Below are 16,277 nucleotides of genomic sequence, written 5' to 3'. Positions count from 1 at the left end.
TACAAGTCGGGTGCAGGTGGCCATCGACAGTCGCAATGTGGGGAAAGTGTCACAGGCAACCATGCCTCGGCGTACTCTGCGGGAACTACCGCAGGCGGGCCGGGGTGGTCGGCAGTGCGGCGGAGGTGCCATGGGTGGGGACCCGAATGTGTCAGCAATCATCCGCAATCACGGGCGAACGGGGGTGCCGGATCCGTATGGTGACCAGGCTCTGCTGACTCCCGCCATGACGAAAGGCTACGACGCCGTACCTGCCGGGGAACTACATCTGCTGCTGCGCTATCTCGAGGCGGTGGTTGCCACCCGTCGGGCACCGGTACACACCGCCGTCGCCTTCAACGCCGTGTACTTCGGCTACGACCTCGGGGGCGATGGCTACGGAGGTAGCCCGCTGCGCCTCGACGACTTCCCTGTGATCACCCTCGGCGGGTACGCGCCTACGCTTCCGGTCGGTGCCATGGTGTGCGTGGCGACGGGATCGGACCCGCTCTACGCGGAAATCGTCCACCGTGAGGGCGCACACCCGGAAGTGGGGGCCCTCGGGGACGTACCGGACTGGGTCTCCGGGGCACCTGTCGGGGCCACGGGCCCGGGGAGGCCGGCGACCGGCGCGGCCCTCCGGCGAAGAGAGCTCTTGGTCCCGGACCTCGAGGCATTCGGCCCGGCCCTGAGCCTGTCGCCGACTCAGCTCCACCGCCTACGCACGCACCGGCGCTGGATCAACGAAGACGGGCACGTCGTCGTCGACGTCTCCTACCCGTCCCCGGAAGCGGCCCGGTATGACGACCTGACGGCCTACGCGGACCACCTCCTGACCACGGCGAGGGAGCAGCTGCTCAGTCCCTACGTTCCCGTGTCCCTCGCCGAACTCGTGGGCGCTACAAGCGACGACGAACTGAGGGCTGGCCTCCTTGGTCTGCTCGACACGGTGAGGGGCGTTCTCGCCTCCAGCCCGTCGCTGCGCACGTGGGGCCACTACGCCGTGACCCGGACTTCGCTCGCGCGGTGTTGGGGCGATACCGGACCACTGGGAGGCGACGACCTCCGGACTCTCGCTGCCGCGGTGGAACATGCGGTCACTCCGGCGAGGCGGCGCCATGGCCTGGCCGTCCCCGTCACGGTGTACACGGCGGTCGGGCCGCGACTTCGCCAGTTCCCCGGTGCGACGGAGCTGCTCAGGGGAGTGGGGTACGCCGCAGCGGTCTGCCGCGCGAACATGACACTCGCCGATGTGGTCCGACGGGACAGCGAACAGGGCCTGTTCGAGAACGGATCCCGGATCACGCTTGACGACATGTTCGAGAGCGGGGGCGTCTGGCGGTCTCATCATCCGGGTGGCGCCGAAGCGCCCGGCGACCCCCTGGCCCCTGCGGGGCTCGGCTGGGCATCGACGCTCCCCGCACCGTCGGAGCCGGAATCAGAGACGGATGCGGAGGCGGAGATCGAACCGGTCGATCTGCCCCTCGCCGACGATGCCGTCCTGGGGCCTGGCGAACTCCTGCGGAACGACGCGGAGCAGATCGTCTGGCGGTCGCCCCTGCGGCTTGCCCATCTCATCGACGGCTGGTTCCCTCTGCATCCGTACGTCGCACACGCACTCCGCCGGTCTCACGGCCCACGCCTCGCTTCACACCTCGAACTCGACCATGCTGGACGGCCCCTGGCCAAGCGTGAGGCAGCTCAGGATGCCACTGCCGAACTCGATGACGAAACAGGCCGGTTGACTGGCATCCACTGGCCCCGCGACTTCTTTCCCGGCCTCATGCTCGAACTGCGCTGGCTCCGCGGCGAAACGGTGATCCGCGCGACGACGACCCCGCTCACAGATCCGGTGCAGGTTGACGACCGCGCGATCGGGCACTGCTACGACTCCCGCGTGCTCACCAGGGAGGACGCTCCGGGCAGCGATCGCCGTGGCGACAGCGCGGTCGGTCTCGGCCCCCGGCTACTGGTGATGCGCACCGTGCGCCGCTGCGGTCTGCTCACCCTGGACGGCCACGCCCTACTGGACCGCTCGGTCCTGCCGAGCGCGGTCTACGGGCGCTGGCCGGCACGGTCTCAAACCGCGGTCCTGGAGTCGGCGGTTGCGGAACTGCTGGCGGAACGAATCCTGGAGCCGGCCCTCGGTAGCCGGGACGCGTGGGGTCAACCGCACTACCCGGCACGTGACGGGGAGCCGGTCATCCCGCTCCTCGGCTACCGCCCTGTACGGCGAAGGGTGATACGCCCATGGGGCGGCACGGAGCCGGACGGCCCGGGGCTGCTGGCCCTCCAGTTCGTCGCCGGTCATCTGCGACGCCTCCGGCCGGGAGCCTCGCCCAGCGAGGCGCAGCGAGCGGCTTTTCGCGCACACTGCCGCAGGCTCGGCAAGGCGGACGGCTGGGAACTTCCCTACGGCTACACGTTCGTCACCGACCACACACGAGGTCACTGAACTGGGAATCTACGGTTCCCACCCCTCCCGCCGCTGTCTTGTTCCTCCCTGCCGGCTCATCGGCGTCGAGCGAGCCCTTTCCCACTGAAGGCCACAGAACGGAGTAGGCGTACATGCACGACCGCTACCGCGTCATCACGGGGCCGCCGCTGTCCCCGCCGACCGTCTCGGCCGAGGACTTCGAAGGTCTGGCCGCCGCACTCAACGCCTTGGACCACCCGGTCGGCGCTGCTCTGAACGAGCTCACGGTCGACATGGTGGAACTCGCCTTCAACTCCCTGCCGCCCAGGGAGCGGCAGAAGCTGCTGGGCGGCCTGGGCATCCGCATGGCGGCTCCTCGCCGGGCGGGTAGGGCCCTGTGCCAGGACCTGCTCTCCCGGATGCGGCGCGACGCTCGGCAGCACACCCGCAGCTGCGGCATCAGGGACCTCACGACAACCGTGCTGGACCAGATCATCGAAGTCGCCTTCGTCCAGGACGGCAAGACCGTCTCCGAGCCCGTTTCCCGATGGGGCACGACACTGCTCCGGGCCACGGTGTTCGCTTGGTGCAACGCCTCCGTCGCCGACGCCTACCTTCTCGCCTGGGCGGCCGACCAGGACTGGTTCATGGAGACGGCCGATGAGGAGGAGACCGTACGCCTGGCGGCTGTGGCCGATGAGGCCCGGTCCGTCATGGCGGCGTACCCGGACTTTGACGGCCGGCGGGAAGGCGCCGAGCGGCTGTCCGCGGGTGTGGGTGTGGGTGCGGGTGCAGGTGGGGGTACGGGGCCTGGCAGGACGGCCGTCGCTTCCAACGGCGCCGCAGCATCGGACTCGGGCGCCCCGCACGACGTTCCCGTGATCGCGTCCGAAGAAGCCGGAGCCGAACAGAGGACGGACCCGGAGGAGGCCTGCCGACAGCTGGAGTCGGCCCTCGCGGGGGCCCGGCGAGCCGCGGAGAACGTGACGGGTGCGGTGGCCGACGGTCTTCCGCCGCATCATGGGGATCTGGCCGTGCTGGACGCGCTGGGCGCCGTCTTCGACAGCGCCGACGCGGCGTTCCGCGCGGCGGGAGTGAACGGAGTGCCCCGCAGCCTGAAGGACATGACACGGGCTGCACGTGAGTACCGGACGGCACGCGACCATGACGACCAGGTTCGGGGGACGCTGCGGGACCTGCTGGATGTCGCAGGCCGGCTGGACGGCCCTGCCGCCGTTGCCGCCGAAGCCGTAAGGGGAGCGACCAGCCGTCTGCTGGACGCACCGGTTTGGGAGCTGACACAACGGCAAGAAGGCGCCGTCCTGGCTGGCCTGGCACGGCTGATCCGGGTGGGGCGAGAGGCGTACGCGGCGACGGAGATCCTGGCCCTGCAGGACCAGATGGTGCGGGTGCTGCCCACGTGTGCCATGGCGGTGATCATGGCCCCTGAACTGGTGCTGGCCCAGACGCAGGAGACCTTTGCGCAACCCGCCGAGGCGGAGGCCACCGTAGGCGATGTCGGGGGAGTCGAGGAGCTCGCCGCTGACGACACGACCGCCGAGCACGGCGAGCAGGTCGCCGAGCAGGAGGACGAGTGGCTGTCGGAGAGGCCTGACGGCCGCGCCACGGGGGGCTCCAGGCCTCACGCCGTACCGGAACCGCAAGCCCTTGCCCAGACGGCTACTGCAGGTCCGATCGCGATCGTCGACGTGCCGACCGCAGCAGCCTCGAGGATCCCCACCACGGAACCGGAAGCGGAACTGACGGCCTCGCCCGCCGCCGCCTCCGGCCCGGTCGCGGCATCCGTGCCCAGTGTCCCCGCGGCGCGCGATGAGCATGATCCGCCCGCTGAGCCCGCCCTGGAGGCTCTCGCCTCCGCCACCACCGAGGACCATTCCGACGAGGTCGCGACCGAGCGGGTTCTGACGAGGCTGGTCGCGGAGCGGCGCTTCGGACTCGCCCACCACGTAGCGAGGGCGTCCGGCCACCCCGAGCCGCAGGTGACGGCGCTCCGTCTGGCTGGTTCCGCCGGGTTGCTGACGTCCGGTGACACCCAGGGGGCCCGGCTGACCGCGGACCTGCTCCAGCGGTACAGCGGACACGATGGCCGGGACGCGGAAGGCAGCGAGCTCCTTCTGCTGCCTGCCCTGCTGCGTACTGCGTTGATCACCGGGGACCATCTGGCGGGCGCCCAGCTGAAGTCTCTGGCGCCCCGGCTGCCGGAACAGCTGGCGGAAGCGGCGACCGCGGTCGCGGACCGTACCCTCAGCGGCGCACTGATGATGGCCTCGCCGCTGGCGGTCAGCGCCGATGTCTCCGGCGCGGAGGCGCGGCTGCGGGAGTTGCGGGAGCAGTGCCGTGTCCTGCTCCAACCTCCTAGGCTTCGCTTCGCGCGGGCAACGGAGATCGCGAAACGCTGGCTGTCCGACGACGGGCTGCTCGCGTCGCTACTCATGCCAGTTGCCGGTGACCACCGCGACGGGCTGGCCCAGGTCCGAGAGCAGGCCGAGAGTCTGTCCAAGCTGCCCGAGATCAGCAACGAGATCGACCGCATGGACCGCAAGCACCGCTCACCCAGTGGCAAGCCTCTCCAGGGCTCCGGGCGCCAGGACCTGGTGCATCTCGTGGAGCGAGCCGTCGGTCTGGCCAAGGAGTGGTGTCTGGCGGTCGACACCATCCGCCGTGGCGACCGCTCCGACGGCAACCGGGCGGTCAAGGAGATCTCCTCGCTGCGGCGGTCCCTGCTGGACGGCCGGGAGACGGCTCTGGGTGAACTGGAGCAGATGGCGCGGGGCTCGGGCGGGGTCAAGGCCGCATCGGCCTGGGCGGCACGCGACTCGATGGAGGAGCTGTTCGCCCTGCTGGCCGGTGGCAATGCCCCGGCCACGCGTCCCGGCCTTCCCGTGGACCCCGAACTCGTGCTGGACGCGGAACTGCTGAAGGTATGCGACCGCCGCGGCGAGCAGCCGTCGCTCGACGGGCTGTTCACCGCCGTCGACCGAAGCTGGCAGGACGCCCTCGCCGAGCGGCTCGCTCACGACGCCTTCGCCGCGGCGCGCGCGCTCGTCGAGTTGGCGGGACGGGAGCTCCTGTCCGGTGCACGGGCCGAACAGTTCGCTCCACCCTCGCTCGCTGAGATTGAGTCCCAGGCGGCCGTCCGACGCGGGGAGTTGCGTGGGAACCACGACGACCTCGTCGCCGAACTGCACCGTGCACAGGCCGATGGAGCGGTGACTGACGACCAGGACCTGCGCCTTCAGGAACTCCTCGCCGACGCCAGGGGTCGGCTCGACGGCGCCGACATGTACGACTTGGTGGACGTACGACGAGCGCTCGACGCCGTGCGGAGCGACCTGCCGGCCTTCCGGCGGCAGGCGGCCGACCGGATCCGGGCCCGGCTCGACGCCCTGGACCCCAGCGAGGAGCTGCGTGCGCAGGCCCTACGGCACCTGGACACCGGTGGTCTGGCCACGGCCGCCGACCTCGTCTATTTCCTGGAGATCGGCGAGGACGTCCCGGAGATCGACGGTGGTGAGTCCCACCTAACGGATTTCTTCCCGGCCGTGCCCGAGGGGCTGCCCAAGGGCGTGGACCATGCCCTCGTCGACCTCGTCCGGTCCGGCGGAACGCACCCGGGCATCGCCGTCCTGGACTACAGCACGCTGTCGACCGACGAGGCGGCCCTGGCAGCTGACGTCCTCGACGAGTGGCGGGTGCTGGGCGGGACCGAGCCCAAGGACCGTCTCGACGTGTCCGCCAGGCGGCAGTTGCCCCCGCTCCTCAAGCTCCTTGGCTACGAGGCCAAGAGTGCCAGGCCACTCGACGAGCGATCCCCGCACCTGCGCCGGCGCGAGTACCGCCTCTTCGAAGCGACTGAGGTGGAGATCAACGGCAGGGCGAAGGCGCCCGCGTTCGGCTCGCAGATCCGGGAACAGGGCGGCAGCCTTCGTGTACTGATGCTCTGGGGCCGTCCGCCCGCGAAGGTCGTCATGAGCCTGGCCGAGCGTGACAACAGCGCAGCGAGCCTCCTCGTCCTCTACTTCGGCACGCTGAGCGGTGAGGCACGCATCCAACTCGCCGTCGGCTCTAACCGGCTGCAGCCGATGATGGTCGTGGACGACGCCGCCCTGGCCTATCTTGCGGCACGGGGCAACCGCCAGGTCAGCACGGCTACGCAGACGCTGCTGCCGTTCTCCGGTGTCAACCCGTACATACGGGAGAAGCGTGGTCGGATCGGCGGCGAGATGTTCTACGGCCGTGACGCCGAGCGCCAGAGCGTTCTGGACCCGCACGGCACGCAGGTCATCTTCGGAGGCCGGGGACTCGGCAAGTCCGCCCTGCTCAGCGATGCCGGAGAGCGGTTCGAAGAGCAGCGCCCCGGATACCAGATAGCGGTGTACGTGAACCTCGACCAGGAGAACATCGGCAAGGGCAGCTCGCTGGGGCCGGAGGCGCTGTGGAGCGTCCTCGACCGGGAGCTCCGGGCGGCCGAGGTGCTGGGCGGGCAGCCGGGACGCAGGTCGCGGCAGGACATCTCCGAACGGGTCCGCGCCGGAATCCGGGCCTGGATCGACGGGGACTCCCGCCGGCGTCTGCTCATCCTGCTCGATGAGTGCGACCAGTTCTTCGAAGCGGATGCTCCTCGCTTCGACCAGACCAAGAAGCTCAAGGGGCTGGGGTCCGACACCAAGGATCGGGCCAAGGTCGTCTTCGCCGGCCTGCACTCCGTGCAGAGGTTCTCCAAGCTCGCCAGCAACGGGCCGTTCGGCCACCTCGCACAGACTCCGAAGGTGATCGGCCCGCTCGCGCCGCAGTCCGCCGCCGAACTGTTGGTGGAGCCGATGCGGGCGCTCGGCTTCGAGTTCCAGGACATGGATCTCATCAACCGTGTGCTCGGCTACTGCTCCTACCAGCCTTTCCTGCTCCAGATGTTCGGCCACCGGCTGGTCGAGGTGATGCACCGCAAGCGGGCACGACGCGGAGTCGAGGGACCCCCGTACGCCGTGGAGAGCGCCGACATCGAGGTCGTGGAGTCGGACACCGGTCTCAGGGACGGCATTTCGGCGGCGTTCAAGGACACCCTGAGCCTTGACCATCGCTACGACGTCATCGCCAACGTGCTCGCCTATCACGCGCGCCATCGCGGCCTTGAGGTGCGGCTGAGCGACGCCGAACTGCGCGAGGAGTGCGAGACGTTCTGGCGCAAGGGCTTCGAACAGCTCGACACCGAGGGATTCCGCGCCTATCTCTCCGAGATGGTGGGCCTCGGCGTACTCGCCCCCAACCACGACGGGCAGGGCTGGCATCTGAGGGGTCCGAACGCCCTGCGCATGATCGGGACCTCCCACGAGGTGGACGCCCGCCTGCTCAGGGCCGAACGCGACTGTGAGCTCCAGGAGAGCATCGTGCAGGACGGTCGTCCCGAGCTGCACGACAAAAGGCCGGCTCCGCTCACCGTCACCCAGCTCGACGACCTCCTCGGGGAACGGTCGAATCAGACGAGGGTCGTCCTCGGCACCACGGCGACGGGTGTCGGAGACGTCGGCGACGCTCTCCGCGAGATCGCCGGAAGCATCGCCGACTGGACACTGCCGCCCGTCGGTAAGCCCAGCGTCTATAAGCAGGAACTCGTGGGCGGCCGCCCCCGTGAACGACGAGTCGTCATCAGCGACTTTGCTCGCTATCCGGACGCCCGGCCCGAGGCTCCCCGGCAGGCCATCGATTTGGCTGAGGAGCTGCTGCCCGCCACGCCGGGGGTGACCCGTGCCGTGGTCGTCGTCACGGATCCCACCCAGCTGGGCTTGTGGCGCCCCCTGCTGACGGGCACCGAACCCACCTCAGCGGCTCCCGTCGTACTGCGTCGACACGACCGCCGCAGCCTGCACAGCTGGGTCCAACGGGTCGAGAAGTTCCACACGGAGGACCGCCTGGACCGTCTCCACGAGCTGACCGGAGGCTGGCCGATCCTGGTCGACCGGGCCCTCCGTCTCCACGGCGAACTGGGCGATCCGGACGCAGTGCTGCACCGGCTGGCGGATCTGTGCGCGGACCGTGCCGAGGCTCGCGCCTTCGCCGAGGCGACCGGCGTGTACGCGGCTCCGCTGCTCGTGACCGGCTACCGGTCTCTCGCCGAGGAGTTCATGGAGGACACGTTCGACCTGGAGAGTGCGGTGACCGCCGTAGCGGTCCGGATCGAGGACGAAGATGAAGCCCGCTGGATAGTTACCTGCCTTGATGCCCTTCAAGTCTTCGACCACCAGGGGAACCAGTTGCGCCTGGAGCCGCTGCTCCGGGGGTGCGTGATGCTCCACGGCTGACACCCCGACAATGGCGTGCTTCGGCCCGACAGCTCCAGTAGCGGCCCCTGCTCGGCCGAGACGGGTTCGTGCCAGGGGGGCTCCTCAGCGCAGCGGGCAGCGAGCGTGGCGAGGAGGAGACCCCGTCCTGGAGGGGTGTGCCCGTGATCTCTTTAGATCAGGCGCATGCGGGCGCGGTGCAGCTAGGAAAGCGAGTCCATGAGCTGACCTGTCCCCGCGAACGCGGTGGCACGGAAGGCGTTGCGGATCTCTGTCAGGGGTTCCCGGTCGCGGTTGAAACGGAGCTTGTTGGTGAGGAGGAGGGCCCATCTGTCTCGCTGCGGGCTGATCCACATGCCCGTGCCGGTGAAGCCGTAGTGGACCCAGATGTCCTGTGCGGGGTTTGTGCCGGGGGCGGGGTGCCAGAAGAGGCGCGGGCGGGGGCGAGGGCACCGGTTTGGATGCGGAGGGATTCCTTGATCCAGTTGGGGTCGAAGGCGGCCGGGGTGGGGTTGAGCATGTGGCGGAGGAAGATGGCGAGGTCGTCCAGGACAGAGAAACTGCCGGCGATGCCGCAGACGCCGTCGAGGAGGCGGGCGGAGAAGTCGTGGGCGGTGCCCTTGAGGTGGGTGCCGGTGGTCTCGTCGTACTCGGTGGGGGCGCAGCGGGACGCTTCGACATCGGGGAGGGGGCCGAAGCGGGTCTGCGTCATGCCCAGGGGGTGCCAGACGTGGTCGGTGGCGAGCTGGTCCAGGGGTTGGCCCGAGAGGTGCTCGGCGAGGTAGCCGAGGACGAGGGCGGCTCGGTCTGTGTACTCGACGGCTTCGCCCGGTGGGCGGTGGAGGGCCTCGTGGAGGACGCCGTCGCGGATGTCCTGGGGATCGGTGCCGTAGAGGTTCTTCAGGTTGGCGCGCAGCGGCAGGCCGGCGGTGTGGGTGAGCAGGTGGTGGGCCGTGGCCCGGGCTAGGGGGTGGCCTGCGACTTCCTCCCAGAAGGTGCCCAGCGGGGTGTGGAGCTGGAGCTTGCCCTCTTCGACCAGGGTGCCGATCGTGGACCAGACGGCGAGGATCTTGGTGAGGCTGGCCACGTCGAAGACGGTGTCCAGCCGCATCGGCTCGTCCGGGTGGTCGGGGTCGAGGAGGCCGACGGCTCCGCTGGCCTGGATGCCGTCGGCGTTCCCGACCGCCCACACCGCGCCGGGGTAGACCTCGTCGCGTACGCCGGTCTGGAGGAGGTCTTCGATCCGGTCGGTGGTGTGGGTCATGGTCTCCCGATCGTCGTGGGCCGCGGGTGGTCCGCTGGCCAGGTTAGTGATGCGGTCGGGGCGGTGCTGGCTGCGCCACGGGTGGTGTCAGGCGAGCCGCCGGCCGAGGTCGGCGATGGCCGTGGCGGTGGCGCTGAGGGGGAAGCGGGCGGCGTTGGTGCGGCCGGATGCCCGGAGCATCTCCAGGAGGCCGGGAGTGGTGCGCAGGCGGTGGAGGTCGTGGGCGGCGGTGGCGGGGTTGGTGAAGTCGGTGGCCAGGCCGGTGCCGGAGAGGGCTTCGCTGAGGCCGGGGACGGGTTGGTAGAGGACGGGGAGTCCGCAGGCCTGGGCTTCGAGGGCGACGAGGCCCATGGCCTCCAGGGTGGTGGAGGGCACGGCGAGCACGTCGTGGTCGGCGAAGGCCTTCCAGAGTTGGGGGCGGCGGAACCAGCCGAGGTAGCGGACGTGGACGCCGAGCTGACGGATGACCGGGGCGAGGTCGAGGAACTGGGCGCGCGGGGCGGCGATGCTCAGCTCGACCGAGCGGGTGGCCGCGACGGCTTGGAGGAGGGGCTCGAGGCCCTTCTCGGAGCTGAGGCGGCCTGCGAAGAGGATCCGCAGGTGGCTGGTGGGACGTCGGGCGGGCCGGGGCGGCGGACTGGTCAGGAGGCGGTCGGGGATGCCCCAGGGGATCTTCTCGATCTTGCGCCTGTCCGTTTTGGGGGCGAGCTTGATCAGGCGGTCGGCCATGGCGCCGGTGGGGACGACGATCGCGTCGGCAGCGGAGGCGGTCTCGCGGAGAACGCGCAGCTGTGTGGTGTGGTTCTCGGCGTGCAGGAGGTCGGTGCCGTGGACGAAGGCGATCCGGGGGTGGGCGGGTAGGGCCCGCAGGAGGGCGGGCGTGGCGCCGAATGTCAGGTGGTGCAGGTGCACGACGCTGATCTGGCGCGGGTCGATGGCGGCCGTCATGGCGAGGCGCAGGTTGGTGACGTACCGGCTGAAGGCGTGGCCGTCGAGGCACTTGCCGGCCGCGTGCAGCAGGTCGATGCCGGCCGGGGTGCGGGGGCGGGGGCCGTCGGGGGCGAGCATGAAGGCGCGGGCGGGGATTGCGGGCTGGGTGCCGGCGTAGAGGTCGAGGAAGAGTTCGACGCTTCCGCCGGGGCTGGGGAACGGCAGGTCGAGGGCGGTGGCGACGACGCGGTTCACCGGCGGCCTCCGGGAATCTCCTCGTAGAGGCGTGACGTCTCGATGCCTTCGCTGGTGCGGTACTTGAGGCCGTGCTGCTGGTAGCTGGCGGGGGAGCCGTGGGTGCGGAGGAAGACGAGCTTGCCGAAGGTCATGCCGGGCCGGACGCGTACGGGGCGAGTGGCTCGGATCTCCAGGGTCCAGCGGATCGCGTGCCCCTGGTGCCCGAGTGGCGCGGAGACGTGGACCCTGATGCCGAGGGAGCCGGTGGTCCGGTCGCCGTTGAGGAGCTGGGCGTACGTCTCGGAGCCGGTCCGTTCCAGGGTGTGGCCGAGGTAGAGGTGGCCGGGCTCCAGGACGTAGCCGTCGACGGGGAGGGCGAGTTCGGAGAAGGTTGTGGGACTGGCGGCGTCGAGGTCGCCCTCGCAGACGCGGAGCGTGCTGCCCAGGCGCCAGTCGTACGCGTTGGGGGACAGGCGATCCGGGTCGTACGGGTCGATGGTGATGCGGCCCGCCTGGCGGGCGGCGGCGATGGCCGGTCCGGTGAGGATCACGAGGTCACCGCCGTGCCGTCGAGGTCGCGCCAGTACGAGGAGGGCTGGGGCCCGGAGGCCGCCTGGTACTTGCCCTCGTACAGGTCGATGGCGCCCTCGGAGACGAAGAACATGATCTGCCCGATCTTCATCCCGGCGTAGACGCGCACGGGGCGGGTCGGGGTGAGCATCAGCGTCCACTGGCCGTGGAAGCCAATGTCGCCGATGGGCGCGGTGATCTCGACGAAGAGCCCCAGTCGGCCGACGGAGGACCGGCCGAAGAGCAGGGGGACGAAGAGGTCGGATCCCACTTCCTCCAAGGTGTGGCCGAGGTACAGCTCGCCGGGCTGCAGGACGTGGCCGCCGTCACCGATCTCTGTGCGGCGGGTGGGGTTCGGGCGGTGGGTGTCGAGTACCTGGTCCGTGTAGGTGAGCAGGGTCCCGCCCAGGCGGACGTTGTAGCTGTTCGGGTTGATCTGGGTCGCCGTGAAGGGGGAGATGCGCAGCCGTCCGTCCTTCGAGGCGGAGGTGATCTCGGGTCCGGTGAGGATCACTGGTCGTCTCCGTTGGTCAGGATGCTCCTGATCGCCGAGCCGAGGCTGAGGCCGGCGGAGTGGGCTCGGCTGCCGAGACAGGTGTCGGCGAGGTAGTCGGTGGTCAGCAGGCTCGTCAGCCCGGCGGGGAGCGGATCGGGGGAGGTGATCAGGGGGCCTGCCCGCTCGGTGAGGTGAGTGAGCAGGGCGGCGGGGTCCTTCCGGAAGGCCGGCGCGACCTGGGCCTCGACCAGCTCGTTGTCGAACGGCTCGATGGTGAGCAGATCCCCGGTGGTGAGGACTTCGCCGAGCAGTGTCGTGCGCACGGCGGTCTCGTTGAGGACGACCGCCTCGCTGCCCAGCCCGCTGCACAACCGGTCGGCCAGCTCGCGGAGCTGTCTAGAACGGTCCGGCTTGGCCCCGCCTAGACGGCTTCCTCTGGCCCCGGCGGAGGAACGGTTTGAAGTGGCCCCACCTGGCTGCCCACGCACCGAACGTCAACGATCCGGTTCAACGTAGGTTGACGCGCCTCACGGAGAGTTCGCGACTTTAGAGGCTCTCGCCGGAGTTGTCGTCGGCATCGCGAAGCCGACGACAATGGGCTGCATGGCAGCTACTTCTCCGGCGTCCCGGCTGGTCGCCTCTGCGGCTCGAGAGCGGCTGCGGCCGCTCGGTCTTAATCAGCGCGGTCGATCCCGCATCTGGGTCGATGACCACACTTGGTGGCTCGGGATTGTCGAGTTTCCGTCACCCACGTGGAGCCAGGGCAGCGGGTTGACCGTGGGGGTGATGTGGCTGTGGCAGGACCTCGGCCACCTGGCCTTCGACTTCACGGAACAGGTACAGCCGAGGCAGGACTTTCGCAACGAGATGCAGTTCGGCACAGTGGCGGCCGCACTCGCAGACCAAGCGGGAGAACGCGTCAAGACGTTCAGGAGCATGTTCGGGGGTCTCGACCAGGTGGCCGAGCGCCTTCTGGAGCGTCCAGTACGGCGCGGTTTCCTCTGGGAGAGCTTCAACGCCGGCGTTGCCGCCGCCTTGGTAGGTCGCCCGGCGGAAGCAAGAGATCGCTTGCTCGCGGTACTCGCTGAGGAGCCTATGGCGCCTTGGGTCCTGGAAGTCCAGCGCGCCGCCCGCCACGTCTATGACATCGCACATGACTTGGCGGCGGTCGGTGATTGGGCTGTGGCTGCGGTTGCTTCTTGCCGAAGGAAACTGGAGCTGGAACCCACACAGTGGACGGTCGCATCCGTCACCTGACGACCGAGCGGCTTCAGGGCCCACCCCGGCCTACCACCCGTTTGGAGTAGTGCGGGATTGACCCGGATTCCGACCCGGGATCACGCTATGTGTGTTCTTGGTTACGGCCGTGTCAGGAGGCCGGATTTTGCAGCGTGTTGAGCTATTCGAGCGGATCCGTCGCGACCGGAGACTGGAGGACGTCTCCGTCCGGGAGCTGGCCCGCCGCTACGGGGTCCACCGGCGGGTGGTGCGTCAGGCATTGGACAGCGCATTGCCTCCTCAGCGGAAGGCGCCGGTGACGCGCCGCACGGCCCTGGACCCGGCCAAGGGCTGGATCGACGAGATGCTGCGGTCGGATCTGACCGCGCCGCCGAAACAGCGCCATACGAACAAGCGGATCCTGGACCGGCTGCGGGACGAGTACGGTTTCGCGGCCGTTGCCTACACCACCCTCAACGACTATCTACGGGTTCGCCGGCCGCAGATCAGGGACGAGTCGGACCGCGCCCGCATGCTGCACGAAGGCATGGTTCCGCAGTTCCACCGGCCCGGCGAGGAGGCGGAGGTCGACTTCGCCGAGGTCTGGGTCCGGGTGGACGGCAAGCCGATGCAGTGCCAGCTGTTCACGCTGAGGCTTTCGTACTCCGGCAAGGCGGTCCACCGGGTGTTCTCCACCGGCGGACAGGAAGCGTTCATGCAAGGCCACGTGGACGCCTTTCGGCTGCTGGGAGGCATCCCGACCAGGCACATTCGCTACGACAACCTCAAGCCGGCGGTCTCCAAGGTCTGTTTCGGACGCTCGAGGGTGGAGTCGCAGCGGTGGGTCGCCTTCCGCTCGCACTACGGCTTCGACGCCTTCTACTGCCGACCCGGCATCGAGGGCGCCCACGAGAAGGGCGGAGTCGAGCACGAGGGCGGACGCTTCCGTCGCTCGCACCTGGTCCCCGTCCCCGAGGTCGACACGCTGGCCGAACTGAACCTCCGGATCGAGGAGATCGAAGCCGCGGAGGACGCCCGGCACATCGACAACCGCCCCACCTCTGTGGGCTTCGACTTCGAATACGAGGCCCCGCTGCTGGCGCCTTTGCCCTTCGAGGAGTTCGACATCGGGCTCACGCTGACGCCGAAGGTCGACAAAACCTCACGGATCACGGTCCGCCTGAACAAGTACTCGGTCCCGGCCCGGTTCATCGGCGAGAACATCCGCGTCTCACTGCGGGCGGACGAGGTCTGGGTCTTCGACCGGCACGAGATCATCGTCCGCCACCCGCGGTTGGCCGGCCGCTACGGGTTCCGTGACCTGCTGGACCACTACCTGGAGATCCTGCGCCACAAGCCCGGAGCTCTGGAGAACTCCACGGGCCTGGCCGCAGCCCGCGAGAGCGGAATGTTCACCCCCGTCCACGACGCGTTCTGGGCAACCGCCCGCGAGGCCAGGGGACGGGCGGAAGGCACCCGGGCCCTGATCGAGGTCCTGCTGCTGCACCGCCGGATGCCCCACGAGGCCGTCGTCGCCGGGATGAACGCAGTTCTCGAGGCTGGGTCGGTCTCCCCTGACCTGGTCGCGATCGAGGCCCGCAAGGCCGTCGCGGCGGCCGGCGGGCCCCCACCAGTCGTCATCACCCCGCCCGCGGACACTCCGCCCGCCGACGGGCCCACCGACGAGGACGCCGACTCCGCTCAGGTCATCTCACTGCCCGAGCGGCGCCCCGCTCTCCCGCCGGACACCCGGCCGGAGCCCTCGCTGGCCGCCTACGGCCAGTTGCTCTCCATCCAACCGAAAGGCTCAGCATGACGCAGAGCACCACCCCCGCTTCCGCGACTCTGGGGCGGTGGGGCTCCTTCGGCCTGCCCGCACAGCGAGGCGCCGACCCGTCGGCCGCGATCGACGCGGCCTGCCGGAACCTGGGCCTGGCCACGATCCGCGACCGCTGGGAGGAGATCGCCGCCCAGTCGCTTCGCAAACACGCCTCCTACGCGGACTTCCTCGCCGATCTCCTCGAGAGCGAGTTCCAGGACCGCGACGAGCGCCGCAAGGTCCGCAGGGTCAAGGAAGCCTGCTTCCCGAGGAACAAGCGGATCGAAGACTTCGATTTCTCCAAGAACCCGAACATCTCCCAGGAGGTGATCAACACCCTCACCCAGCCCGGCTGGGTCCAGGCCGGACAGCCGCTCTGCCTGATCGGGGACTCCGGAACCGGCAAATCCCACCTGCTGATCGGCCTGGGCACCGCGATCGCCGAGGCCGGCGGACGCGTCCGCTACACGACCGCCGCGAACCTGGTCAACGAGCTCGCCGAGGCGGCCGGAGACAAGCAACTGGGCCGCACGATCAAGAAGTACGGGCGGGTTGACCTGCTCTGTCTCGACGAGCTCGGCTACGTCAAGCTCGACCGCCACGGCGCCGAACTGCTCTTCCAGATTTTCACCGAGCGCGAGGAACGGCACGCGATCGCGATCGCTTCGAACAGGCCGTTCACCGAGTGGGATCAGACGTTCACCGACAAGCGGCTCTGCCAGGCCATCGTCGACCGGCTCACGTTCGAAGCCCACATCATCGAGACCGGAACCCAGTCCTTCCGTCTCGCCAGCACCACCGCCAAGCGACAGGCAGCCGCAGCCGCTGCCTGACCTCTACGCAGACCGAACCGTCGACGGGCGGGCGCCCATAAAGGTGCCCGCCCGTTCGCATGCCTGTCAGGGGACGCGCCCGGGCGGGCTCCGTGAACCCACGCTACCGGCCCCTGACGAGCGTCCCCCGCACCTCGCTCGCTCCGCCCCAGGACAGCCCGGAAATGTCACCCGATCGAGGGGTGGGGCCACTTCAACCCGTTCCTCCGGGGCGCCACC

At 69.5% G+C, this 16,277-nt stretch carries 9 protein-coding genes and 1 pseudogene; 5 read left to right on the top strand and 5 right to left on the bottom strand.

All coding sequences use genetic code 11. The features are described from left to right. The first annotated feature begins 226 nt into the window (after nt 1–226). Together ACWDYJ_RS14600 and ACWDYJ_RS14595 are read left to right on the top strand one after the other, a co-directional pair. The gene (locus tag ACWDYJ_RS14600; protein ID WP_451565875.1) at nt 227–2,434 is read left to right on the top strand and encodes a hypothetical protein; all 2,208 of its coding nucleotides are present in this window, start codon (nt 227–229) and stop codon (nt 2,432–2,434) included. Between the two features lie 113 nt (nt 2,435–2,547). Beyond that, nucleotides 2,548–8,712 carry a hypothetical protein gene (locus ACWDYJ_RS14595; RefSeq protein WP_451565874.1) on the top strand — a complete coding sequence of 2,055 codons (6,165 nt, stop codon included), beginning with the start codon at nt 2,548–2,550 and terminating at the stop codon, nt 8,710–8,712. A 182-nt stretch (nt 8,713–8,894) separates the two neighbouring features. On the opposite strand, the pseudogene ACWDYJ_RS14590 reads toward ACWDYJ_RS14595, so the two are convergent. The 5 genes and pseudogenes from ACWDYJ_RS14590 to ACWDYJ_RS14570 form a co-directional block, all read right to left on the bottom strand. After that, nucleotides 8,895–9,955, bottom strand: a pseudogene (locus ACWDYJ_RS14590) (serine hydrolase domain-containing protein). 87 nt (nt 9,956–10,042) lie between these two features. Beyond that, the gene (locus ACWDYJ_RS14585; protein ID WP_451565873.1) at nt 10,043–11,140 is read right to left on the bottom strand and encodes a glycosyltransferase family 4 protein; all 1,098 of its coding nucleotides are present in this window, start codon (nt 11,138–11,140) and stop codon (nt 10,043–10,045) included. Continuing rightward, a complete protein-coding gene (locus tag ACWDYJ_RS14580) occupies nt 11,137–11,673 on the bottom strand; it encodes a dCTP deaminase (protein ID WP_451565872.1) in 537 nt (178 codons plus the stop codon). Before ACWDYJ_RS14580 ends, ACWDYJ_RS14585 begins: the two co-directional genes overlap by 4 nt. After that, nucleotides 11,670–12,206, bottom strand: a complete 537-nt coding sequence (gene dcd, locus ACWDYJ_RS14575) for a dCTP deaminase (protein WP_451565871.1) — start codon at nt 12,204–12,206, stop codon at nt 11,670–11,672. The genes ACWDYJ_RS14580 and dcd overlap by 4 nt, the downstream gene beginning before the upstream one ends. After that, on the bottom strand, nt 12,203–12,511 hold the full coding sequence (locus ACWDYJ_RS14570; protein WP_451565870.1) for a hypothetical protein: 309 nt from the start codon (nt 12,509–12,511) through the stop codon (nt 12,203–12,205). The genes dcd and ACWDYJ_RS14570 overlap by 4 nt, the downstream gene beginning before the upstream one ends. Before the next feature lie 280 nt (nt 12,512–12,791). Between ACWDYJ_RS14570 and ACWDYJ_RS14565 the strand changes: the two genes are divergently transcribed. The 3 genes from ACWDYJ_RS14565 (at nt 12,792) to istB (ending at nt 16,058) form a co-directional block, all read left to right on the top strand. After that, nucleotides 12,792–13,445: a hypothetical protein gene (locus tag ACWDYJ_RS14565; protein ID WP_451565869.1), complete on the top strand. Its 654-nt coding sequence runs from the start codon at nt 12,792–12,794 to the stop codon at nt 13,443–13,445. 127 nt (nt 13,446–13,572) lie between these two features. Continuing rightward, nucleotides 13,573–15,222, top strand: a complete 1,650-nt coding sequence (istA, locus tag ACWDYJ_RS14560) for an IS21 family transposase (RefSeq protein WP_451565868.1) — start codon at nt 13,573–13,575, stop codon at nt 15,220–15,222. Beyond that, nucleotides 15,219–16,058, top strand: coding sequence for an IS21-like element helper ATPase IstB (istB, locus tag ACWDYJ_RS14555; protein WP_451565867.1), 840 nt, complete (start codon nt 15,219–15,221; stop codon nt 16,056–16,058). Before istA ends, istB begins: the two co-directional genes overlap by 4 nt. Nucleotides 16,059–16,277: the final 219 nt, after the last annotated feature.

It is taken from the genome of Streptomyces sp. NPDC003042, from assembly GCF_053591315.1.
This window is presented reverse-complemented; position numbering and strand designations above follow the sequence as displayed.

What these genes read in the sequence shown, in the direction of transcription:
- ACWDYJ_RS14600 (WP_451565875.1), top strand. Translation starts at nt 227, where the DNA reads ATGACGAAAGGCTACGACGCCGTACCTGCCGGGGAACTACATCTGCTG.
- ACWDYJ_RS14595 (WP_451565874.1), top strand. Translation starts at nt 2,548, where the DNA reads ATGCACGACCGCTACCGCGTCATCACGGGGCCGCCGCTGTCCCCGCCG.
- ACWDYJ_RS14565 (WP_451565869.1), top strand. Translation starts at nt 12,792, where the DNA reads ATGGCAGCTACTTCTCCGGCGTCCCGGCTGGTCGCCTCTGCGGCTCGA.
- istB (WP_451565867.1), top strand. Translation starts at nt 15,219, where the DNA reads ATGACGCAGAGCACCACCCCCGCTTCCGCGACTCTGGGGCGGTGGGGC.